This window comes from Streptomyces niveiscabiei, assembly GCF_001419795.1.
Taxonomy (GTDB): domain Bacteria; phylum Actinomycetota; class Actinomycetes; order Streptomycetales; family Streptomycetaceae; genus Streptomyces; species Streptomyces niveiscabiei.
This window is the reverse complement of record NZ_LIRL01000305.1, coordinates 1-20,877: the sequence shown is the minus strand read 5'-3', so window position 1 is coordinate 20,877 and position 20,877 is coordinate 1. Positions and strand designations below refer to the sequence as shown.

At 70.9% G+C, this 20,877-nt stretch carries 20 protein-coding genes and 1 pseudogene; 9 read left to right on the top strand and 12 right to left on the bottom strand.

Features of this window, described 5'->3' with window-relative positions; all coding sequences use genetic code 11:
- Together AOK24_RS50705 and AOK24_RS50700 are read right to left on the bottom strand one after the other, a co-directional pair.
- A pseudogene (locus AOK24_RS50705) lies at positions 1-424 on the bottom strand (zinc-binding dehydrogenase); the annotation flags it as partial.
- A 2-nt stretch (positions 425-426) separates the two neighbouring features.
- On the bottom strand, positions 427-890 hold a 464-nt coding region (locus AOK24_RS50700), incomplete at its 3' end, for an NADP-dependent oxidoreductase (RefSeq protein ID WP_240553952.1).
- 124 nt (positions 891-1,014) lie between these two features.
- Here AOK24_RS50700 and AOK24_RS16030 point away from each other — a divergent pair.
- The 3 genes from AOK24_RS16030 to AOK24_RS16020 all read left to right on the top strand — a co-directional run bounded on the left by AOK24_RS16030 (position 1,015) and on the right by AOK24_RS16020 (position 3,730).
- Positions 1,015-1,311 (top strand): hypothetical protein, encoded by a 297-nt coding sequence (locus AOK24_RS16030; RefSeq protein ID WP_055720756.1) that lies wholly within the window; start codon positions 1,015-1,017, stop codon positions 1,309-1,311.
- A 173-nt stretch (positions 1,312-1,484) separates the two neighbouring features.
- A complete protein-coding gene (locus tag AOK24_RS16025; RefSeq protein ID WP_055720755.1) occupies positions 1,485-2,510 on the top strand; it encodes a phosphotransferase family protein in 1,026 nt (341 codons plus the stop codon).
- A gap of 5 nt (positions 2,511-2,515) precedes the next feature.
- Positions 2,516-3,730 (top strand): acyl-CoA dehydrogenase family protein, encoded by a 1,215-nt coding sequence (locus AOK24_RS16020; protein WP_055720754.1) that lies wholly within the window; start codon positions 2,516-2,518, stop codon positions 3,728-3,730.
- A gap of 92 nt (positions 3,731-3,822) precedes the next feature.
- Here AOK24_RS16020 and AOK24_RS16015 read toward each other — a convergent pair whose 3' ends face one another.
- The 3 genes from AOK24_RS16015 to AOK24_RS16005 are packed head-to-tail and all read right to left on the bottom strand — an operon-like array spanning position 3,823 to position 6,857.
- Positions 3,823-4,416, bottom strand: coding sequence for a TetR/AcrR family transcriptional regulator (locus tag AOK24_RS16015; protein ID WP_055720753.1), 594 nt, complete (start codon positions 4,414-4,416; stop codon positions 3,823-3,825).
- A 24-nt stretch (positions 4,417-4,440) separates the two neighbouring features.
- The gene (locus AOK24_RS16010; RefSeq protein ID WP_055720757.1) at positions 4,441-6,096 is read right to left on the bottom strand and encodes a class I adenylate-forming enzyme family protein; all 1,656 of its coding nucleotides are present in this window, start codon (positions 6,094-6,096) and stop codon (positions 4,441-4,443) included.
- A complete protein-coding gene (locus tag AOK24_RS16005) occupies positions 6,093-6,857 on the bottom strand; it encodes an SDR family oxidoreductase (protein WP_055720752.1) in 765 nt (254 codons plus the stop codon). Before AOK24_RS16005 ends, AOK24_RS16010 begins: the two co-directional genes overlap by 4 nt.
- Before the next feature lie 211 nt (positions 6,858-7,068).
- On the opposite strand from AOK24_RS16005, the gene AOK24_RS16000 reads away from it, so the two are divergent.
- On the top strand, positions 7,069-8,331 hold the full coding sequence (locus tag AOK24_RS16000; protein ID WP_055720751.1) for a hypothetical protein: 1,263 nt from the start codon (positions 7,069-7,071) through the stop codon (positions 8,329-8,331).
- A gap of 84 nt (positions 8,332-8,415) precedes the next feature.
- On the opposite strand, the gene AOK24_RS15995 is transcribed toward AOK24_RS16000, so the two are convergent.
- On the bottom strand, positions 8,416-11,172 hold the full coding sequence (locus AOK24_RS15995; RefSeq protein ID WP_079056836.1) for a penicillin acylase family protein: 2,757 nt from the start codon (positions 11,170-11,172) through the stop codon (positions 8,416-8,418).
- A gap of 231 nt (positions 11,173-11,403) precedes the next feature.
- On the opposite strand from AOK24_RS15995, the gene AOK24_RS15990 reads away from it, so the two are divergent.
- Positions 11,404-12,006: a hypothetical protein gene (locus AOK24_RS15990; protein WP_055720749.1), complete on the top strand. Its 603-nt coding sequence runs from the start codon at positions 11,404-11,406 to the stop codon at positions 12,004-12,006.
- 190 nt (positions 12,007-12,196) lie between these two features.
- Here the strand turns inward: AOK24_RS15990 and AOK24_RS15985 are convergent, their stop codons facing one another.
- Positions 12,197-13,003 (bottom strand): G1 family glutamic endopeptidase, encoded by an 807-nt coding sequence (locus tag AOK24_RS15985; protein WP_055720748.1) that lies wholly within the window; start codon positions 13,001-13,003, stop codon positions 12,197-12,199.
- A 250-nt stretch (positions 13,004-13,253) separates the two neighbouring features.
- On the opposite strand from AOK24_RS15985, the gene AOK24_RS15980 reads away from it, so the two are divergent.
- Both AOK24_RS15980 and AOK24_RS15975 read left to right on the top strand, forming a co-directional pair.
- The gene (locus AOK24_RS15980) at positions 13,254-14,153 is read left to right on the top strand and encodes a helix-turn-helix domain-containing protein (RefSeq protein ID WP_055720747.1); all 900 of its coding nucleotides are present in this window, start codon (positions 13,254-13,256) and stop codon (positions 14,151-14,153) included.
- 111 nt (positions 14,154-14,264) lie between these two features.
- Positions 14,265-15,332, top strand: a complete 1,068-nt coding sequence (locus AOK24_RS15975) for an RNA ligase (ATP) (protein WP_055720746.1) — start codon at positions 14,265-14,267, stop codon at positions 15,330-15,332.
- A 49-nt stretch (positions 15,333-15,381) separates the two neighbouring features.
- Here the strand turns inward: AOK24_RS15975 and soxR are convergent, their stop codons facing one another.
- Entirely contained in the window at positions 15,382-15,846 is a 465-nt protein-coding gene (gene soxR, locus AOK24_RS15970; protein WP_055720745.1) for a redox-sensitive transcriptional activator SoxR, read from the bottom strand.
- Positions 15,847-15,961: 115 nt separating this feature from the next.
- Between soxR and AOK24_RS15965 the strand changes: the two genes are divergently transcribed.
- Positions 15,962-16,423: a MaoC family dehydratase gene (locus AOK24_RS15965; protein ID WP_055720744.1), complete on the top strand. Its 462-nt coding sequence runs from the start codon at positions 15,962-15,964 to the stop codon at positions 16,421-16,423.
- Positions 16,424-16,441: 18 nt separating this feature from the next.
- Here the strand turns inward: AOK24_RS15965 and AOK24_RS15960 are convergent, their stop codons facing one another.
- From AOK24_RS15960 to AOK24_RS15950, 3 genes are all read right to left on the bottom strand, one after another.
- Positions 16,442-17,068, bottom strand: coding sequence for a TetR/AcrR family transcriptional regulator (locus AOK24_RS15960; RefSeq protein WP_055720743.1), 627 nt, complete (start codon positions 17,066-17,068; stop codon positions 16,442-16,444).
- A gap of 108 nt (positions 17,069-17,176) precedes the next feature.
- Positions 17,177-17,461, bottom strand: coding sequence for a YiaA/YiaB family inner membrane protein (locus AOK24_RS15955; RefSeq protein WP_055720742.1), 285 nt, complete (start codon positions 17,459-17,461; stop codon positions 17,177-17,179).
- Between the two features lie 97 nt (positions 17,462-17,558).
- Positions 17,559-18,710 carry an acyl-CoA dehydrogenase family protein gene (locus AOK24_RS15950; protein WP_055720741.1) on the bottom strand — a complete coding sequence of 384 codons (1,152 nt, stop codon included), beginning with the start codon at positions 18,708-18,710 and terminating at the stop codon, positions 17,559-17,561.
- 115 nt (positions 18,711-18,825) lie between these two features.
- Between AOK24_RS15950 and AOK24_RS15945 the strand changes: the two genes are divergently transcribed.
- Positions 18,826-19,485 (top strand): TetR/AcrR family transcriptional regulator, encoded by a 660-nt coding sequence (locus AOK24_RS15945; RefSeq protein WP_055720740.1) that lies wholly within the window; start codon positions 18,826-18,828, stop codon positions 19,483-19,485.
- Here AOK24_RS15945 and AOK24_RS15940 read toward each other — a convergent pair.
- Positions 19,451-20,770 (bottom strand): MFS transporter, encoded by a 1,320-nt coding sequence (locus AOK24_RS15940; RefSeq protein WP_055720739.1) that lies wholly within the window; start codon positions 20,768-20,770, stop codon positions 19,451-19,453. The genes AOK24_RS15945 and AOK24_RS15940 overlap by 35 nt on opposite strands.
- Positions 20,771-20,877 lie beyond the last annotated feature (107 nt).

Sequence of the window (20,877 nt, the reverse complement as noted above, 5' to 3'; positions counted from 1 at the left end):
TCAGCCGGTACGCCTCCGCCGCCTGCTCCAGCGGAAACGTCCGCGAGACGTGGACCGAGACGACGCCCTGTTCGGCGAGTTCCGACAGGCGGGTGAGGTCGGCCGTGTCGGGGCGGACCCAGAAGTAGCGACCCCCGTAGCCGAGGACGTCGCCGTCGGCGATGGAGGCGAGGCGGCCGTCACCGCTGAGGACGTTGACGGAGGCCTTGAGGGCGTCGCCGCCGACCGTGTCGAGGGCCGCGTCGACGCCCTCGGGAGCGAGGCCGCGGATGCGGTCGACGAGGCCATCGCCGTACGTCACGGGCTCGCCGCCGAGGGAGCGGACGAAGTCGTGGTTGCGTTCGCTGGCCGTGCCGATGACGCGGCAGCCGAGGTGGTGGGCGATCTGGACGGCGAGGGAGCCCACGCCGCCCGCTGCGGCGTGNNGCGGCGTGCACGAGGACGGTCTCGCCCCGTTTGACGCCGAGGGCGTGGACGAGGCCCTGGTAGGCCGTGAGGCCCGCCAGCGGGAGCCCTGCGGCCTCCTCGAAGGAGAGGTTGCGGGGCTTGCGGGCGAGGGTGCGGACGGGGGCGGCGACGTACTCGGCGAAGGTCCCCCGGGAGAGGAAGTCCTCGCGGACGTACCCGATGACCTCGTCGCCGACGGCGAACTCGGTGACGGAGACGCCCGGCTGGACGACGACGCCGGACACGTCCCAGCCGGGGACGACCGGGAACACCGTGTCGATGATCCCGTCGAGGTACCCCTCGCGGGCCTTCCAGTCGACGGGGTTGACGGCGGCGGCCCGTACCTTGACCAGCACGGAGTCGGGGCCGACCTTGGGCTCGCGGACGTCGCCGTACTCGAACACCTCGGGTCCGCCGTACCGGCTGTAGCTGATGGCCTTCATGGCTCCGACCCTCCGGGCTGGGTGCGCGCCACGCAAGCCGTATGCCCCGATATACGCCATATGGGCCGTTCGCGTGGCAGCCTGAGGGGAGGTAATTCCCCCACACCTCCCGAAGGTGAGCACCATGAGCGTTCTGCACCAGGAACACCCCACGCACCCCCACGCGCACGGCCCGGACTGCGGCCACACGGAGGTCCGGCACGGCGACCACGTCGACTACGCGCACGACGGCCACCTGCACCGCTCGCACGACGGCCACTGGGACGAGTGCGAGCCCGGCGGGCACGTCGCGCACGACGGCCACGACCACCGGCACGACGAGAACTGCGGCCACGCGCGCGTGCAGCACGGCGATCATGTGGACTACGTGCACGACGGGCACCGGCACGCGGAGCACGACGACCACTACGACGATCACTGACGCGTACGCGCGTACGTCCGAAAAACGCTCCTGTACGGCTCCCCGCGCACCCGCGCGGGGAGCCGTACCCCTAGGGTGGCCCCGATCACGTGGGCATCTGGCACTGGACGACATACCGACCGGTCGGCATCATGTGATCCACGTCCACCGTCGCACGCACCCAGGAGTGCCGTATGAGCACCGATCATCCACCCGGGCTCGACCTCGACCGGCTGCGCGTTCTGCTCGACAGAGAGCTGCCCGGCCTGGTCACGGGACCGCTGTCCGGGCAGCTGATCGAGGGCGGGCGCTCGAACCTGACGTACACCGTCTCGGACGGCGCGCGGCGGTGGGTCGTACGGCGGCCCCCGCTGGGGCACGTGCTGGCGACCGCGCACGACATGCGGCGCGAGCACCGGGTGATCGACGCGCTGCACCGCGAGACGGACGTACCCGTGCCGGGGCCGGTGCTGCTGTGCGAGGACGAGGAGGTGCTGGGGGCGCCGTTCTACGTCATGGAGTTCGTCGAGGGGACGCCGTACCGGACCGCCGAGGAGCTCGTGCCGCTGGGCGCCGGGCGGACGCGCGGGGTGATGCTGTCGCTCGTGGACACGCTCGTCGAGCTGCACGGCGTGGACCCCGGCGCGGTCGGGCTCGGGGACTTCGGGCGGCCGGAGGGGTTCCTGGACCGACAGCTGCGGCGCTGGGGCAAGCAGCTGGACGCGTCCCGCAACCGGGACCTCGCGGGGATCGACGAGCTGCACTCCGCGCTCGGCCGCAGCCTGCCCGCCTCGCCCGCGCCCGCGATCGTGCACGGCGACTACCGGCTCGACAACGTCCTCGTCGGGGACGACGACCGGATCCGAGCGGTTCTCGACTGGGAGATGTCCACTCTCGGCGATCCGTTGACCGATCTCGGTCTTCTCGTGATGTACAGCGTGCCGCTGGAGATGCCGGACTCGCCCGTGTCGACGACCGCCGCGGCTCCCGGGCACCCCTCCCCCGCCGAGCTGATCGAGCGCTACGCGCGCGGGTCCGGGCGCGACGTCTCCGACGTGTCCTGGTACACCGCGTTCGCCTGGTTCAAGCTCGCCGTCATCCTCGAAGGCATCCACTACCGCTACACCCTCGGCCAGACGGTCGGGCGCGGCTTCGACCGCATCGGGGAGCTCGTCCCCGTCTTCATCTCGCACGGACTGACCACTCTCCAGGAAGGCTGACCGGCATGGACTTCGCGTTCGACGCGCGCACGGAGGAGCTGCGCGGGCGGCTGCTCGCCTTCATGGACGAGTACGTCTATCCCGCCGAGGAGGTCGCGGAGGCCCAGCGTGCCGCTCTGGCGTCCCCGTGGGACACCCCGGCGGTCGTGGACGACCTCAAGGCCGAAGCGCGCCGACAGGGCCTGTGGAACCTCTTCCTGCCCGATGCCGAGTACGGTGCCGGCCTCACGAATCTCCAGTACGCGCCGCTCGCCGAGATCACCGGGCGTTCGCCGCAGCTCGCGCCGACCGTCCTGAACTGCTCGGCCCCCGACACCGGGAACATGGAGGTCCTCGCGCAGTTCGGGGACGACGCGCAGAAGAAGCAGTGGCTGGAGCCGCTGCTCGCCGGGGAGATCCGGTCCGCGTTCGCCATGACCGAGCCCGAGGTGGCCTCCTCCGACGCCACGAACATCACGACGTTCATCGAGCGCGACGGCGACGAGTACCTCGTCACGGGCCGCAAGTGGTACATCTCCGGGGCCATGAACCCCGACTGCAAGATCTTCATCGTCATGGGGAAGACCGACCCCGACGGGGCCGACATACGGCGTCAGCAGTCGATGATCCTCGTCCCGCGCGACACGCCCGGGGTGACCGTGAAGCGGGCCATGAAGGTCTTCGGGTACGAGGACCACTACCACGGCGGCCACGCGGAGGTGGTCTTCGACCACGCGCGCGTGCCGGTCACCAACCTCATCGGCGAGGAGGGCGGCGGGTTCGCCATCGCGCAGGCGCGGCTCGGCCCCGGGCGCATCCACCACTGCATGCGGCTCATCGGGATGGCCGAGCGGGCCATCGAGCTGATGTGCCGGCGCGCCGTCTCGCGCGAGGCGTTCGGGAAGGCGCTGGCCCAGCAGGGGGTCGTGCACAACTGGATCGCCGACGCGCGCGTGACGGTCGAGCAGCTCCGGCTGCTCGTGCTCAAGACGGCCTGGATGATGGACACCGTCGGCAACCGGGGCGCCCACACGGAGATCCAGTCCATCAAGATCGCGACCCCGCGCGCGGTCGTCGACATCATCGACCGGGCGATCCAGCTGCACGGCGCGGGGGGCCTGAGCCAGGACTTCCTGCTGGCCGAGCTGTACGCGGGCGCGCGCACGCTGATGATCGCGGACGGGCCGGACGAGGTGCACCAGCGGTCGCTGGCCCGGCGGGAGCTGAAGAAGTACGTGTAGGGATGCACGGGTAAGGGGCGGTCACCTGGGTGACCGCCCCTTACTCATGCGCTCCGTCGAGGTCGCAGCGCCCCCCCAGAGGCACAGTGCCGTCAGGGTCGCAGCGCCCTCAGCAGCAGGTCCGCGAGGTGTTCCGCGACCTCCTGCGGGCTCAGCGTCCCGTCCGTGCGGTACCACGTCGGCAGGTGGTGGACCGAGCCGAAGTGGTAGTCGACGACCAGGTCGGCCGGGGTGGCCTTCGAGAAGACGCCCGCCTCCTGGCCCTCTTCCACCAGGGCCCGGAACCGCTCGTGGTAGTGGCGGCGTTCCGAGCGGACCTGCTTGTACTTCTCGGGGCTCAGGTGGTGCATGGAGCGGAAGAAGATCGCGGCGTCGTCGAGGTTCTCGATCGTCGTGACCACCACGTCGGCCGCCGCTCCGCGCAGGCGCTGCTCGATCGGCTCGTCGGCGTTCGCGAACGCGTCGAGGCGCTCCTGCTGGAGGCGCAGCACGCGCGCGTACACCTCGTGGAGGAGGTCGTCCTTGGAGCCGAAGTAGTGGTACAGCGCTCCCTTGGTGACGCCGGCCGCCTCGACGATCTCCTGGACCGAGGTGCGGTCGTAGCCCTGCTCGGCGAAGAGCCGGGTGGCGGCGGCGAGGAGCCGTTGCGGGACGGGGGTGCCGTCGTTGTCCGTCGTTCTGGGCACTGCCGCCACCTGCCTTTCTGGGGACTAATCGTTCTCTGCCGTACGGGAACGCAGTTCCCGACGCAGGATCTTCCCACTTGCCGTCTTGGGCAGCTCGGGCAGGATCTCCACCTGCCTCGGGTACTTGTAGGCGGCCAGTCTCTCCTTGCAGTACGCGGCGAGGTCGTCCGGGGTCGCGTCGGCGCCGGGACGCAGGCTGATGTAGGCGCGCACGGTCTCGCCCCGGTACCCGTCGGGTACCCCCACGACGGCGGCCTCGCGGACGGCGGGGTGCGTGTACAGGACGTCCTCGACCTCGCGCGGCCACACCTTGAACCCGGACGCGTTGATCATGTCCTTCTTGCGGTCGACGACGTACAGCCACCCCTGCTCGTCCATGAACCCGATGTCCCCCGTGCGCAGTTCCCCGCCGGGGAACGTCTCGGCGGTCGCCTCGGGCCGGCGCCAGTACCCGGGTACTACCTGAGGACCACGCACGACGATCTCCCCGTGCTCCCCGAAGGGCACCTCCGCTCCGTCGTCGCCGAGGATGCGGACGACGGTGTCGGGGCCCGGCAGCCCGACGGCGAGGGTGCCGGAGACGGGGTCGACGGGCGCCTCGTGCTGGGGCGGTACGGAGGCGGCGGGCGCCGTGCACTCGGTGAGGCCGTAGCCGTTGCGGATGTACGGCCCGAAGCCGGCCCGGAACCGCTCGACCAGCGCCGGGGGCACCGGCGCGCCGCCCGAGCTGATGTGGACGAAGGAGGAGAAGTGCTCCCGGCTCGCCCCGGGGTGCGCGGCGAGGGCCATGAACGCCGTGGAGGGGCCGACGGTGTAGTGCGGCCGGTGCTCCGTGAACGCGTCCAGGACGACGCCGGGTTCGAAGCGGTACGTCAGGACGAGGGTGCCCGCGCTGTTGAGGCAGGCGCCGAGTTCGCAGACCATGCCGGTGATGTGGAACAGGGGCGCGAGGGCGTAGTACACGGGCGCGTCCGGCAGGTGCAGCCAGGCGCGCTGGCGGTCGGCGTTGGCCATGAGGTTGCCGTGCGTGTTGGTGGCGCCCTTGGGGGTACCGCTCGTACCCGAGGTGTAGCTGATCAGCCCGATGCCGGCCGGGGTGAGGACCCGCCCCGCGGGCGCCTTGCCGCCGCGCCGGGCCACCTCGACGAGGTCGTCGGCGTCGGTGGGGTGCGGCTCGAAGCCCAGTACGCGGGTGTCGTACCGCGTCTGGAAGTCCAGTTCGCTCGCGGTCAGCGCGAACCGGACCGGCGAGTCGGCCGCCGTAGCTCTCAGGTACGAGTCCCAGGCGCGCTCCGTGCAGATCAGCGCGGCGGCCTCGGCGTCCCGCAGGACGTGGGCGACCTCGCCCGACTTGTACATGGGGTTGACGGGTACGACGATCGCGCCCGCCTTCCAGGCGCCGAGGAGCGCGAGGACGAAGTGGGGGGAGTTCTGGAGGATGACGGCGATGCGGTCGCCCTGGGTGATGCCCCGGTCGGCCAGGTACCCCGCCACGGAGTCGGTGAGGGCGTCGGTCTCGGCGTACGTGAGGCGTCCGTCGAAGTAGGTGAGGAAGGTGCGGTCGGGGGTCGTGCGTACCGCCTCGCGCAGGGCGTCGACCATCGAGTCCAGCGGGGTGACCGGGGCGCGCTGGACGTCGTCCAGGAGGGCGGTCCAGGGCTTGTCGGCGTACGTCGTCACCGGGCCGCCTCCCACTTGCGCTGGAGGCGGTTCATGGTCGCGAGCCAGCCGTCGGGGTCGGTCGCGCGGCCCTGGTAGTACCCGGCTACCTCCGGGTGCGGGAGGATCAGGAAGCGGTCGTCCTCGATGCCCCGCATGAGGGCCTCCGCTACGTCCGGGGGATCGATCGCGGTCGGCTTGAGCACCAGGTCTCCGGCGCTGCCCGACTCCTCCAGCATGTCGGTGCGTACGCCCTGGGGGCAGATCGCGTGGACCTTGAGGCCCCGGTGGCGATACGTCAGGGAGAGCCACTCGGCGAAGGCGTACGCGCCGTGTTTGGTGACGCTGTAGGGGGCCGCGCCGATCATCGTGAGCAGGCCCGCCGCCGACACCGTCGACACGAAGCGGCCCTCGCCGCGCTCCAGCCACTGAGGAAGCAGGGCCTGGGCCGCGCGGACGTGTGCCATGACGTTGACGTCCCAGGCCAGGGCCCAGACGGCCTCCCCCGCCGACTCCGAGCCGCCCGAGCCGACGCCGGCGTTCGCGCAGTACACGTCCACCCGGCCGCCGAGTGCCTCGCGGGCCTCGTCCACGACGACCGAGGCGTCCCCCGCGACCGCGACCGCGCCGATCTCGTCCGCCACGGCCTTCGCCCTCGCGCCGTCCAGGTCGTTGACGACGACGCGTGCGCCCTCGGCGGCGAAACGGCGGGCCAGTGCCGCGCCGATGCCTCCTCCGCCTCCGGTCACGACAACTCCGGCACCTCGAACGGCTTCCACCATCGGGTCTCCTTCGACACGACACGTGCGGCTCGGAACGCGTACAGACTAACCAGTCGGTATGTGAGGGGGAAGGGGGGTCGGGAGCGGTGCGGCCCGGTGGGCGGTGCGGGGGTAGCTCCGCTGGAGTACCGGGCGTAGTGCGTGACGTATGGCCAAGTTCCACCGTTGGCAGGACACTGCGCCCACATCACTCCGGGGGACGGAGGCCGTGATGGCCGGACCCGCAATGACTGTTTCTCCCTACTGGCAGCTCACCTTCGACGCGGACGGGGATGTCGACCCCGGCGAGCGTGATCGGCTGACGGCCGAGGCCGGGGCCCGGAAGGTCCGGGACCTCGTGTTCTTCTCGCACGGCTGGAACAACGACCGGTCCCGTGCGACCGCGCTCTACCGGGCCTTCTTCGCGCCCTTCCCGCAGCTCGCGCCGGACGCGAAGCTCGGGTACGTGGGTGTCATGTGGCCGTCGATGCGGTTCTGCGACGAACCCATCCCCGATTTCCCACACTTGACGGCCGGTCAGGAAGGGTGCCTGGACGGCGACACCAGGAGCGCCCTCCTGGAGACCTTCCCCGGCAAGGCGGCCACCGTCGAGCGCATCGCCCTGCTGCTCGACCAACGCCCGCCCGACGACGCCGGGTTGGCGGAGTTCGGGGAGCTGGTGGGGCGGCTCGTGGACGCCGTGCCGGCGAGGTGCGTGACGGACACGCCGGACGAGGGGGTGCCCGCGATGCTCTCGGAGTCGGCGGCGGAGATGTGCGCGGAGTTCGCCGAGGCGCTCCAAGAGGAGGACGGGGCACGGGAGTTCTCGCTGCCGAACCCCTGGGACGGCGCCAAGGAGCTGCTGCGGCAGGCGACGTACTACGCGATGAAGCGCCGGGCCGGGACGGTCGGCGAGCGCGGACTCGGGCCGTTCCTCGGCACGTTGGCGGCGGCCGTACCCGGCGTCCGGGTCCACCTGGTCGGGCACAGCTTCGGCGGCCGGCTGGTGTCGTTCGCGCTGGGCGGCCTCGCCCCCGGCGTGCGTTCGGTGAAGTCCGTGACGCTGCTCCAAGGGGCGTTCTCCCACTACGCGTTCGCGGCGAAGCTGCCGCACGACCAGGGCGCGTGCGGGGCGTTGCAAGGCAAACAGGCCCGGATCGACGGGCCGTTGGCGTGCTGCTACTCCTCGTACGACCAGGCGCTCGGGACGATGTACCCGCTGGCCTCGCGGATGGCGGGGGACGCGCGCGGGGCGGTCGGGGAACTGCTGGGCGAGAAGTGGGGCGCCATCGGGCACAACGGGGTCCAAGCGGTGCCGGGGACAAGGGCGTTGACTCTCGCGGACGCGCTGCGGGGGCCGTTCCCGGCGTCCGGGTGCGTCAACGTGGACGCGGCGGCCGTCGTCCGCAGGGGCGGTCCCCCGTCGGGCGCGCACAGCGACATCGTGCACCCAGAGCTGGCCAGGGTGGTCCTGGCGGCGGGGCGGATCGGCTGAGGGGCGGGCGGGGCCGGGTACCCGAAGGTGAACCCGGCCCCGCCGTACGGCACTTACCGGCGTACGGCACTCACCGGTCGGCGCTCACCGGTGTGACGTGAACTCCACCACCTGCTGGTAGGTGGGCCGGTTCTGCCAGCTGATGTTGTAGTGCTTGATGCCTCCGAGGGGGCGCTGGAAGATCGAGTCGGCGCACCACTGGTTGCCGGCCGCGCACAGGGCGTCGCCGGGGTAGACCTGGGCGGCGGTCTTGCCCGCCGCGGTCTTCAGGGTGCTGATGAGGGTGTCGCGGCAGGCGGTCAGGACGCCGCCCCCGCAGTACTTCCGGGCCAGCGGGTCCTGGACGCTCTCACCGAGGACCGACCTGATGTCCTTGTCGACGTAGCTCCACCACCCGTACTGGAAGGAGCTGCCCGCGTGCGAGCCGGTCGGGCCGTGGGCCGCCGAAGGCGCCTCGTCCACGGGGAGGTTGGTGGTGATGGCGTTGAACAGGCCGCTGCCGAGGCCGGGTTGGAACTCGGCCTGCACGAGGAGCGGCCACCACGCGTCGAGGATGCGGACCGCGTCGGCGTCGGCGTACGTCTTGGAGCCGGCCGAAGTCTCCGTGCGCTTACCGCCGTTGGCGAGCCAGGTCTGGAGCTTGGTGACCGCGGCGGCGGCCGTCGGGTCGGTCACCGCGGAGCTGTTGACGACCTTGAGGAGGTCGGGGAGGACGTCCTCGGCGCGCAGGTCGGCGAGGGCCGCGTCCGCCATCGCCTTGGTGAGGGAGGCACGGGTGACGCCGCCCGCCGCGACGAGCTTCTTCACGCGGGTCTCCAGCAGGTTGCCGCGGTGCACCGAGCCCTCGCCCCAGGGGGCGCTGGTGTAGTCCTTGGCCTGCTTGTTGTTCCAGGAGATGTAGTAGTCCTGGTCGACGGACTGCGGGTGCTGCGAAGAGGGCGTGTAGTCGGCGGTGTTGGTGGTGGGGTTCCAGTTCTTCCAGTCGTACGCCGCCTGCGCCCAGACCGGGAACTCGGCGTCGACGCCGCTCCCGCGGACCGGGTTGTCGCCGGAGTTGTAGTACGCGGTGTGCTGGGAGTCGGCGTAGAACCAGTTGAAGGTGTAATTGATGTGCTGGACAGCCTCCTTGAAGGTGTCCGGGCCCTTCACGAAGCCGGGGTCGTTGAGCATCTGGAAGCCGATGATCGAGTCGGCCTCGTGCAGGTAGGAGGAGCGCAGGGTCGTGTAGGCGACCTTCTTGCCGCCGACGGTCGCGCGGTGGGTGACGGGACCGTACTTCGTACGCCACACGCGCATCGTGTACGAGCCGGCGGCGGTGCCGTCGGCGGTCGTCGGCTTCCACGCGTTCTTCTGCTCGACCTTGTCCATGGCCGTACAACTGCCGTGGTACAGGTAGTGGTAGTCGTCCTGGCAGAGTTCGACGGCGTACGTGTCGATGATGTCCTGGCCGGACGTCGTGGCACTCCAGGCGTAGTCCTGGCCCCTCCCGAGTTCTACGTACATGGAGAGACCTGCGAACGACGCGCCACGGGCGCTGATTCCGGGACCCTGGATCTCCTGGAGAAGGAGGAGCTGTGGGGCGAAGTAGCCGGTCTGGGGGCCGAAGACGGCGACGGGGTGGCCGCTGGCGGTGTGCGCGCCGCTGACGACGAGGGCGTTGGACATGCCGCGCTTGGCGGAGGTCGTCGCGGCGGCAGCGGCGGAGGCGGCGGGGCCTCCGGTGCCGGTCGCGTCGTAGATCAGCGGTTCGGCGGCGACCGTACCCGCGTCGGGGAGCGCCGCGCCCTGGGGGTTCGCGGGCTTCGTGGCGTACGGGAAGCTCTCGCCGTTGTGGACGGTGAGGACGGCCTCGGCGTCGTTGCGCTGGCGGAAGGACTCCCAGACCTTGGTGCCCTCGGTGACGCCGTACTGCTCCTGCGCGGCGAGCAGGGAGATCGCGTTGTTGACCTCGCCGCCGCCCCCGGAGCCGAAGAGGGCGCCGATGACGGACGCGAGCGCCACCATGTCGGTGATCTTGAAGTGGTCGATCGTGCCGGCGTTGGTGATCGAGTCCTTGTGCCCGGTGAGGACGTACTCGCCGGGGAAGTAGCGCCCGCTGTCGGAGGCGTCGATGTAGGCGTTGATGCCGTCGAGGTAGGCGTTCACGTCGGCGAGGGCCTGCTGCCCGCGCGCCCCGCTGGTGGCGACGGCGTTGTCGATCTGCGCCTGGAGATCGGCCTCGGTGTAGGGGGCGTTGCGCCAGAACTGCTGCTCAAGGCCCTGGTTGGAGGGGTCGCCGCCGGCGAATCCGGTGAGCTGGCCGCGGCCGACGTGGCGGAAGACGTCCATCAGCCACAGCCGGTCCTGGGCCGCCGCGTACCCGGCGCCGAACTCGGTGCCGTACCGGGTGGTGCCGGTGATGTGCGGGACGCCGGTCTTCTTGTCGCGGACGATCTTGACGTCGGTGCGGCCGGCCGGCTGGAGGGTCGAGGCGACCTGGCCCGCGGGCACGCCGAACGACGCGTCGTTGAAGAAGGTGTTGATGGTGGCGTTGGTGAGGGCGGGGTAGCCCTTGGCCAGGTTGTTGTACGGGCCGAGCTGGTCCTCGGCGTGCTCGGGCTGGGTACCGAAGGCCTGGTTGAGGATGATCTGCGCGAGGGTCGCGTTGCCGTTCTGGCCGGGCGGCAGGATGTCGGAGCACTGTCCGCCGCAGTAGTCGTTCGGTTCGGCCGCCTCGGCGGTGGCGACCTGGGTGAGTGGGGACAACAGACCGGCGAGGAGCGCGCATACGGTCGCGCTCTTCAGGAACCCGGGGAATCTGCCGGGAGTTCTCAGTCTGTCGAGGGGAGTTCGCCGTGGCATGTGCAGCTCCTAGCGACGGGGGTGGCCGGAAGGTTACCGCCGGTATCCCCGGGATTGAAGATGAACATGCGTCAAGTTTTTCCCGGCTTCTCACCTCGACGGGAACTGTCCTGAAATCGGATGGAGCCGAATCGAGAGTCGATACGTCTATTCGACGACGTCGCGCGAGTTCGGCGCGGCGGCGCCGAAGTGACCGAAGTACAGGTGCAGGTGTGACGGAGGTGCAAGGCGATGGCAGGTTTCCGGAGTCTGGCGAGACAGGCGCGCGATCCGCGCAGCGATCTGGCGCTGCGGCGCTACTCGCTGCGCAAGTGCCTTGAGCGGTTCGCCCCTTACGGGCACAGGGCGACCTGGGACCACCTCTCCTCGCGGGCCGGGTTCGGCCCCGAGGACCGCTCTCCCGACCCGGCGCGGCTCGTGGCCGCACTGGAGGAGCTGGAGGAGGCGCGGACGGTGTGGCTGGCGTACGAGGCGGGTTTCGCCGAACGGCGCAGGAAAGAGAAGCACGACGGACTGCGCAGGCCCGGCAGTTTCGACGACTGGCACCGGCTGACCTGGGGCGGGTTCGGCGTGGCGTGGTGCGACGACCCGCGGCTCCACCCCCGTGAGCCGCTGGCCGAGGTACTGCGCCGGCTGATCGCCGCGCTGGAGCGGGAACCGGGCGAGAGTTGCCCGGTGTGCGGTGGTGAACGGCTCCTGTGGAAGTACGACCTCGACCACGAGCCGTCGGCGGGACCGGTCTGCACGGACTGCGGCATATTGGTCCCGCGTCCGGTCCTCACGCCGGAGGCGCTGGCGTTCGCGCGCCGGGGACGGTTGCTGGTGTCGGCGTAGTGCCCGAGTGATACCCGAGAGGGAGGCGGGGGTGCGACGGGGATGCCGCACCCCCCTGATTCGGCGCGACGCCGGTTCAGTACGGTGCCGGTTCAGTACGGTGCCGGTTCAGTACGGTGCCGGTTCAGTACGGTGCCGGTTCGGCGCGACGCCGGTACTACCCGGGTACTACCGGTGTACTACCGGTGGGTCACGCCGACTTCCACGCCACCGAGAACGCCCCGCTGGACAGCGAGCCCGGCTGCGCGCGGACCGTACCGCTGCTGTTGGTCATCGTGATCTCGTCGGGCGATGCGTTGTCCAGCGCGGAGCCGTTGGCCTTCGCGCCCGTGAAGCCGACGCTGCCGAAGTTCGCCAGCTTGGCGAGAGAGCCGTCGACCTCGGGCGCCTCGGCGATGACCTCGGCGGAGGCGTTCTGGAAGTCGGAGGAGCCCGCGTCGGTCTGGGACTTCGTCCACCCCTGGGTGGAGTCCTTCAGGGTCATCGTGAAGTCGCTGCCGTTGTAGGTCACGGTCGCGGTCAGCTTGTCGCCGCCCTTGACGGTGACGTCGTCCCACGCCGTCGAGGCCGCCGGCAGGACCTCCCACCAGGCGCCGTACACGGCCCGGCCGTTGATGCAGTCGGCCTCGGTACCGGTCTGCTCCAGCGCGTCGTTGCCGTCGCCGTCGAGGCCGACCCAGAACGAGGAGTACGTGGTGGCCGAACCGCAGGTGACCGTCGGCTGGGTCCAGGAGGTGGTGACGGAGGTGAAGGCGCCGGAGGAGCCGGTGGCCGCGTACCCGGACCAGTTCGTGGACGTCTCCGAGGCGTTGACCTTGCCGGAGTGCTTCAGCGCGCCGTGCAGGGCGTGGTTCTCGTGGCGCTCGATGGACTGGGTGAGCCGACCCGTCGCCTGCGCGGCGGTGGTCTGCGTCGCCGCGAGCGCCGGGGTGGCGAGGGCGGCGGTGAGGGTGCCTGCGGCGAGGACGGCGAGGCTCGCGGACCTGATGCTGGACATGAACTCTCCATGTTTCCGGGGGAGGTGGGGGGACATGCGGCGGTGGTCAGCAGCTTCCGCGAGCCCTCATGGGCATGGCAAGAAGTCCGAGTGCGTTCAGTCCTGCGGGAATTGACGGGCAATACGACCGAAACGGCGACCAGGAGAAGGTTTTAGATTCGGGCGGTTTCGATCAAACAAGCGGAAACTTTGATCAAACATCCGGACGGCGGTCTTCCGCTCCGCGGTGCGCCCGGGCGGAGACTGGGGGATGCACGGGGAGAGACCGTTCCACGAGGAGCTGCGGGCCGCCATCGCCGCCAGCGGCCTGAGCCTGGACCGGATCCACGAGCGGCTGCGGCTGCGCGGGGTCCCGGTCTCCGCGGCGACCCTCAGCTCCTGGCAGTCGGGCCGCCACCAGCCCGAACGGCGGCGCTCCCTCTCGGCGTTGGCGGTCCTGGAGGACGTCCTGTCGCTGCCGCCCGCCAGCCTCAGCGCGCGGCTGGCCCCGCCCCGGCCGCGTGGCCGGTGGCTGCCGCCAGGCGACGGGCTCCCCTCGCTCGACCGGGCCTGGCCGCTCGGGGACGCCCGGGACGCCGTCGACGTCCGGTGGGACTCCTCGCTGACGCGGCTCAGCTGCCACAACCGGGCCGAGGTCGACGGGCAGCGGCGGCTGCGGTCGCTGTCCAGCCGGCGGCTGCTGCGCGCGGAAGCCGACGGGGCGGACCGGTGGATCGCCCTCTACCGGCTCGACTCCCCCGGGCCGCTCCCCCTCGTCCGGCTCGCCGAACCCCTGCGGCTCGGGACCGTCGTCGAACTCCCCGAGGAGGGGCTGATCGTCGCCGAGATGCTCTTCGAACGGCCGCTCGCGCGAGGGGAGACGGTCATCGTGGACTACACCGTCGAGCACCGGGAGCCCCGGCCGGTGACCCGGCACATCGAGACGGCCATCCATGTCCCCATGCGGGAGCACCTGTTGGAGGTGCGGTTCGATCCGCGGGCCCTGCCGTACGCCTGCTACTCCTATAGGACCACGGGACTTGAGGGGGACGGCAGGGGCGCGCGGTTCCGGCGGGAGCAGCGGCTGCGGGTGGACGCGGCGGGGGTGGTGCACGCGGTGGCGCTGGGGGCCGGGGAGTGCCGGTTCGGGATCCGGTGGGTGTGGGGGTGAAGTGGGGTTCGGGCGAAGGCCGTTGAACGTAGCAGGCCGAAATCCGGTCGCTCCACCCCATTCCCGCAAGGACAGTTGGGGCCGATGAAACCGCATCCGTAGGAGCACCCCATGTCGACGCTGCGCGTCACCGCCGAAGTCCTGACCGTCCACGAGCATCCGAACGCCGACGCCCTTGAGCTGGCCCAGGTGGGCCTGTATCGCGCGGTCGTCGCCAAGGGGGCGTACCGGACCGGGGACTTCGCCGTGTACATCCCCGAACAGGCCGTGCTTCCGGTCGGGTTGATCGAGGAGCTGGGGCTGACCGGGCGGCTCGCGGGCGGGAAGGCGGACCGGGTCAAGGCGGTACGGCTGCGCGGGGAGCTGTCGCAGGGGATCGTGTGCCGGCCCCGCGCGCTGGCGGGGGTCGACCTGGCGCGGGCCGCCGCCGAGGGGGCCGACTTCTCCGCGGCGCTGGGCATCACCAAGTGGGTGCCGCCGATCCCGCCGACGATGAGCGGGGACGTGGAGCCGGCGCCCGACCTTGTCCCCTGGGTGGACATCGAGAACATCCAGCGCTACCCGGACGTCTTCACGCCCGGAGAGGCCGTGGTCCTCACGGAGAAGCTGCACGGCTCGGCCTGCCTGCTGACGTACGTCGCCGACGAGGAGCGCGTGTACGTCTCCTCCAAGGGGTTCGGCGCCAGGTCCCTGGCTCTCAAGGAGGACCCGCGCAACCTGTACTGGAGAGCCGTACGCGGTCACGGTGTCCCCGAGGCCGCCGCCCGGCTCGCCGCGCGGCTGGGCGCCCGGCGGGTGGGGATCTTCGGGGAGGTGTACGGGGAGGGCGTGCAGGATCTGTCGTACGGGGCGGACGGGCGGCGCGAGTCCCTCGGGTACGCGGTGTTCGACGTGGCCGCTGAGGTCGACGGGGTCGTGCGGTGGCTGGACGCGGGGGCGGTGCTGGAGGGCGAACTGCCCCTCGTACCGCGGCTGTTCGAGGGCCCGTACGACCCGGGCCGGGTGCTGGCGCTGGCGACCGGCCGGGAGACGGTGTCCGGGAGGGCACTGCATCTCCGCGAGGGGGTCGTGATCCGGCCCGCCGTCGAGAGGTACAGCCCTGTGGTCGGGGGGCGGGCCATCGCGAAGGCGGTGAGTCCGGCGTATCTGACGCGGAAGGGTGGGACGGAGTACGAGTGAGGGACGCCGGGCGGGGCTTCGGGGGTACGTCCGGGGAGGTAGTACCCCCCTACCCCTCCCGGTGTTCCACCACCAGCCGGGAGCCGGTGAGGCGGTTGCCGAAGACGTCGTCGGGGTTGGACAGGACGCAGGTGTCGAGGGAGAGGCAGCCGCAGCCGATGCAGTCCGTGAGGTGGTCGCGCAGGCGGTTCAACTGCTTGATGCGCTCGTCCAGTTCGGAGCGCCACGCCTTCGACAGCCGGGCCCAGTCCTCCCGCGTCGGCGTCCGCTCCTCCGGCAGCTGGGCGAGCGCCTCCCTGATCGTCGCGAGCGGTATGCCGACCCGCTGGGCGGCCCGCACGAACGCCACGCGCCGCAGGGTGTCACGGCCGTACCGGCGCTGGTTCCCGGAGGTGCGGCGGCTGGCGATCAGCCCCTTGGCCTCGTAGAAGTGCAGCGCGGACACGGCGACACCACTGCGCGCCGACAACTGGCCGACGGTCAGCTCTTGGACGTTCTCGTGGATCTGGGGCACACGTCCAGCCTAGTGGGGCGATCGCGCCTGATCCGGTCCGTTGACAGGGTCTCCCCGACCGACCATGCTAAGCAGTTGCTTAGATATCGGGACTTCGCAGCGAGAGGCCGGGACCATGGCAGAGCCGAGGATCTTCACGTCCGCCGACGAGCTCAAGGCGGCGGTGGGCGAGCAGTTGGGGTACAGCGACTGGGTGGAGGTCGACCAGAAGCGGATCGACCTGTTCGCCGAGGCCACCGGGGACCACCAGTGGATCCACGTCGACCCCGAGAAGGCGGCGGCCGGGCCGTTCGGCACGACCATCGCGCACGGGTACCTGACGCTGTCGCTGCTGCCGCTGTTCGGGCCCCAGCTCATCCAGGTCGACGGCGTGAAGATGGGCGTCAACTACGGGACGAACAAAGTCCGTTTCCCCGCGCCCGTCCCGGTCGGCTCCCGGCTGCGCGCCACCGCGCGGATCAGCTCCGTCGAGGACGTCCAGGGCGGGGTGCAGATCGCCCTCGCGTTCACGGTGGAGCGCGAGGGCGGCGACAAGCCGGTGTGCGCGGCGGAGTCGGTGTCGCGGTACTACCTCTAGAGAGCTACCCCCGGAGGGCTACTTCGGTGCCCCCACCATCCGCAGTACGAGGTCGGCGTACAGCTCGCCGACCTCCTCCGGCGTCCGCGTCCCGTTCACGTTGAACCAGCGGGCGACGTCCACGCACAGGGAGAGGATCGCGAGCGTCGTCCCGCGTACGTCGATGACGTCGAACTCCCCCGAGGCGACCCCGTCGTCGAGGATGCCGCTCACCTCGGCGTTGACCTCGCGGCGCAGGGCGACGATCTCGGCGCGGGCGTCGGGGCCGAGCGCGTCGAGCTCGTACTGGACGACCCGGGCCGTCGTGCGCCGTACCGCGTGCCAGCGGACGAAGGAGCTGACCGCGTCGGCGAGGCGGTCGGCGGCGCTGCCCTCGCGGCGGGCCGCGGTGCGCAGGATGCCGAGCGCCTTGTCGTGGCCGATGCGGCTGATCCGGTGGAGGAGCTCCTCCTTGGTCTTGTAGTGGATGTAGAGCGCGGCCGGGCTCATGCCGGCGCGGCTCGCGATGTCCCGGGTGGTGGTGGCGTGGTAGCCGCGCTCGGCGAACGCCTCGACCGCGGCGACGAGCAGACGCCGGGCCGCGTCGGGCGTGACCTCTTCCCACGGCTCGGCCTCGCCGCCGATCGTGTCCTGCGCCGTACTCATCGCTCACCGACCCTTCTCACAGACAGTCGCCCCACCATACCGCCGAAGGTGAGCGGGCGCTTAGCCGGGCCGGTCGGGGCGGTGCCCACGCGCGGAGTCTGCCCGCGCTCAGAGCTTCTCGAACGGGTCGTGCTCGGCGAGGAGCTTCTCCAGGCGGGCCTGGTCCACGCGGCCGACGATGGTGCTGGCCTCCTGGCGGTCGCGGATCACCTTGGCGAGGGTGAAGCAGGACGTCACCAGGTAGAGGACGGCGATCGCGAGGAAGGCACGGACCCAGGCGTCGGCGCTGAGCTGGTAGATGCCGACGGCGGTGGCCGCCATGGCGACGGCGAAGGAGGCCACCGCCTGGCCGTAGAAGGCGGCGGTGCTCTGCTGCTTGGGTGTGTCACTCATGGGGACGAGTCTCGGCGGACGTGGCCCGCGCCACATCCGCCGTCGTACTCAGGAGGTACTCAACCGAGGGAGACCTGAGGGGGACCTGAGAGGGGCCTCAGAAGGCCGACACCCCGGTCAGTGCCCGCCCGATCACCAGTTTCTGGATCTGGCTCGTCCCCTCGTACAACGTCATCACGCGCGCGTCCCGCAGCAGCTTGCCCACCGGGTACTCGTCGATGTACCCGTATCCCCCGAACACCTGGAGCGCGTTGTTCGCGGCGCGTACGGCGGCCTCGGAGGCGAAGAGCTTCGCCTTGGACGCCTCGGTGGCGAACGGCAGCCCCCGGTCGACGAGATCGGCGACGCGCCAGGTCAGCAGGCGGGCGGCGTCGACGTCGACCGCGATGTCGGTGAGCAGCTCCTGCACGAGCTGGCGGCCCGCGATCGGCGTACCGAACTGCTCGCGCTCCCCCGCGTACCCGACGGCCGCGTCCAGCGCGGCCTGCGCGATCCCGACGCAGCCGGCCGCGACGGACATCCGCCCCTTGGCCAGCGCCGACATCGCGACGGAGAACCCCTTGCCCTCCTCGCCGACCAGCGCGGACGCGGGAACGCGGACGTCCTCGAAGACCAGCTCGGCGGTGGCCTGGCCGCGCAGCCCGAGCTTGCCGTGGATCGTGCGGCGGGTGAGGCCGGGGGTGTCGGTGGGGACGAGGAACGCGGAGACGCCGCGATGGCCGGGCGCGTCGGTGGAGCGCGCGAAGAGCAGGACGACGTCGGCCCACGTCCCGTTCGTGATGAACATCTTGGCCCCGTTGACGACGTACTCGTCACCCTCACGTACGGCCCGGGTGACGAGGTTGCCCGCGTCGGAGCCGGTGCCGGGTTCCGTCAGCCCGAAACACCCCAGGTATGCCCCGGACGTCAGACCTGGGAGCCACTCCCGCTTCTGCTCCTCGCTCCCCCACGCGGCGATCGTCTTGGCGACGAGGCCGAGGGAGACGGAGACGATGCCGCGCACCGAGGAGTCGCCGCGCCCCAGTTCCTCGGTGACCAGGCAGTACGCGAGGTGATCGCCGCCCGAGCCGCCGTACTCCTCGTCGATCGTGAGGCCGAGGAAGCCGACCTCGCCGAGTTTCTTGACGATGCCCCGGTCGACGGCCTCGGCGCGGTCCCAGTCGCGGACGTGCGGGGTGATCTCGCGGGCGACGAAGTCCCGGGCCAGGCGCTGGACGGCGGTCTGTTCCTCGGTGAGTTCCAGGTTCACGGTGCCGCTCCCCGATCTGTCCGGCAGTTCTGGGCACCAGTTCCGGTTCCTGTTCGGTTCCGGCACCGGTTAACTACCACTGCTAGTTTTCTGGCGCAGCCCTACTATGAACGCCATGGCCCGACCGCACAAGCCCTTGCTGAGCACCGAACGGATCGTCGCCGCGGCCGGGGAGCTGATCGACGCGGAGGGGCTCGCCGCGCTCTCGACGCGCCGGCTCGCCGCCGAACTCGGCGTCAGCGGGCCCTCGTTGTACAACCACTTCCGCACCAAGGACGAGATCGTGGAGGCGGTCGCGGACGCGGTGAGCGCGCGGGTCGACCTGTCGATGTTCGAGGACGGCCGCGACTGGCGCACCGCGCTGCACGACTGGGCGACGTCGTACCGGGCTGCCCTGAGGGACCACCCCAACATCGTCCCCGTACTCGCCCAGGGCCCCGGTCGTAGACCTGCGGGACTACGCGTCGCCGACGCGGTGTACGGCGCGATGGTCCGGGCCGGGTGGCCCGCCGCGCAGGCGACGTCCGTCGGGGCGCTGATGCGGTACTTCGTGATGGGGTCGGCGCTGGGGTCGTTCGCGGGCGGGTTCGTGCAGGACCGCGGCGCGTACGACCCCGCCGACTACCCCCACCTCGGCCAGGCGCACTTGCTGGCCGAGCAGCAGGAGAAGGTGGACGAGCGGGCCTTCGAGACGGGGCTGACGGCTCTGCTCGACGGCCTGGAAGGGCAGTTCGGCCGGCTCAGCGCGAACGGGCCCGGTCCGCAAGGACCTTGATGGAGACCAGGGCGATCAGCGCGAGGCCGATGATGTACGCCGAGACCGACATCGACGTACCCGTCGTCTCCAGGAGCAGCACCATCACGAACGGCGCGAGTCCGCCGCCGGCGACCGCCGCGATCTGGTAGCCCAGCGAGGCTCCCGTGTAGCGCATCTCCGGGGTGAACAGCTCGGCGAACAGGGCGGCTTGGGGGCCGTACATGATGCTGAGGAAGCAGCCGGCGACGAAGGTCGAGACGGCCAGCCACAGCAGTGAGCCGGTGTCGATGAGGAGGAACATCGGTACGGCCCACAGGGCGATGCCGGCCGCGCCGAGCGCGTAGATCCTGATGCGGCCGACCTTGTCGGAGAGGGCGGCGGAGGCGGGGATCAGGACGAGTTGGGTGAGGCTGACGCAGAGGGAGACCGTCAGGACGGCGCTCCGCTTCATGTCGAGGTCACGGGTCGTGTAGTCGAGGACGCCGGTGATCAGGATGTAGAACGTCGCGGTGTTCACGGCGAAGGAGCCGCCGGCGAGGAACACCGTGCCGAGGTGGTGGCGCAGGACCGTGCGCAGCGGGGAGCCCTGCTCGGACTGCTCCTTCTTCGCCAACTCCTGTTCCGCCGCGCGGAATTCGGGGGTCTCCTCGACGTGGCGGTGGATGTACCAGGCGAGGCCGAGGACGAACAGCCCGATGACGAACGGGATGCGCCAGCCCCACGCCTCGAACGAGCTCTCGCTCGTGAAGGCGCCGGCCAGCAGGAAGACGGAGTTCGCGCTCACCACGCCGATGGGGACGCCGAGTTGGACGAAGCTGCCGTAGATGCCGCGCTTGCCCTCCGGCGCGTACTCGGTCGCCAGCAGCATCGCGCCGCCCCACTGGGCGCCGACGGCGATGCCCTGCACGACGCGCAGCAGCACCAGCAGGATCGGCGCGGCCACGCCGATCGTGTCGTACGTCGGGAGCAGCCCGATAGCGGTCGTGGCGACCCCCATCAGGGTCAGCGCCAGGACCAGCATCGGCTTGCGGCCCCGCTTGTCACCCAGCTGACCGGCGACGATCCCGCCGATCGGGCGGGCCAGGAAGCCGACGGCGAACGTCGCGAACGCGGCGAGGATCCCGGCGGTGGAACTCCCCGACGGGAAGTAGAGGTCTCCGAGCACCAGAGCGGCGGCGATCCCGAAGACGAAGTAGTCGTACCACTCCACGGCCGAAGCGAGCGCGGCAGCCGTGGCGACCCTGCGGTGGGACGCCGGGCGGGTAGGGGTGGTACGGGGGTGAGCGGTGGGGAACGTGTCCATGCGTGCACACTCCGGGGGGTGCGGGGGACGTTCCCGGGAACATACTGACCGGACGGTATGGGGTCAACGGGGTGAACGAGAAACGGGGCGGGCGACCTGTTCGGGGG

Bases quoted from the DNA above. Each gene is read 5' to 3' on its own strand.
- AOK24_RS15960 (WP_055720743.1), bottom strand. From the start codon at position 17,068: ATGAGTACGGCGCAGGACACGATCGGCGGCGAGGCCGAGCCGTGGGAA.
- AOK24_RS15980 (WP_055720747.1), top strand. From the start codon at position 13,254: ATGCACGGGGAGAGACCGTTCCACGAGGAGCTGCGGGCCGCCATCGCC.
- AOK24_RS15965 (WP_055720744.1), top strand. From the start codon at position 15,962: ATGGCAGAGCCGAGGATCTTCACGTCCGCCGACGAGCTCAAGGCGGCG.
- AOK24_RS16005 (WP_055720752.1), bottom strand. From the start codon at position 6,857: ATGGTGGAAGCCGTTCGAGGTGCCGGAGTTGTCGTGACCGGAGGCGGA.
- AOK24_RS15995 (WP_079056836.1), bottom strand. From the start codon at position 11,172: ATGCCACGGCGAACTCCCCTCGACAGACTGAGAACTCCCGGCAGATTC.
- AOK24_RS15940 (WP_055720739.1), bottom strand. From the start codon at position 20,770: ATGGACACGTTCCCCACCGCTCACCCCCGTACCACCCCTACCCGCCCG.
- AOK24_RS15990 (WP_055720749.1), top strand. From the start codon at position 11,404: ATGGCAGGTTTCCGGAGTCTGGCGAGACAGGCGCGCGATCCGCGCAGC.
- AOK24_RS15985 (WP_055720748.1), bottom strand. From the start codon at position 13,003: ATGTCCAGCATCAGGTCCGCGAGCCTCGCCGTCCTCGCCGCAGGCACC.
- AOK24_RS15955 (WP_055720742.1), bottom strand. From the start codon at position 17,461: ATGAGTGACACACCCAAGCAGCAGAGCACCGCCGCCTTCTACGGCCAG.
- AOK24_RS16030 (WP_055720756.1), top strand. From the start codon at position 1,015: ATGAGCGTTCTGCACCAGGAACACCCCACGCACCCCCACGCGCACGGC.
- AOK24_RS16025 (WP_055720755.1), top strand. From the start codon at position 1,485: ATGAGCACCGATCATCCACCCGGGCTCGACCTCGACCGGCTGCGCGTT.
- AOK24_RS15945 (WP_055720740.1), top strand. From the start codon at position 18,826: ATGGCCCGACCGCACAAGCCCTTGCTGAGCACCGAACGGATCGTCGCC.
- AOK24_RS15975 (WP_055720746.1), top strand. From the start codon at position 14,265: ATGTCGACGCTGCGCGTCACCGCCGAAGTCCTGACCGTCCACGAGCAT.
- AOK24_RS16000 (WP_055720751.1), top strand. From the start codon at position 7,069: ATGGCCGGACCCGCAATGACTGTTTCTCCCTACTGGCAGCTCACCTTC.
- AOK24_RS16020 (WP_055720754.1), top strand. From the start codon at position 2,516: ATGGACTTCGCGTTCGACGCGCGCACGGAGGAGCTGCGCGGGCGGCTG.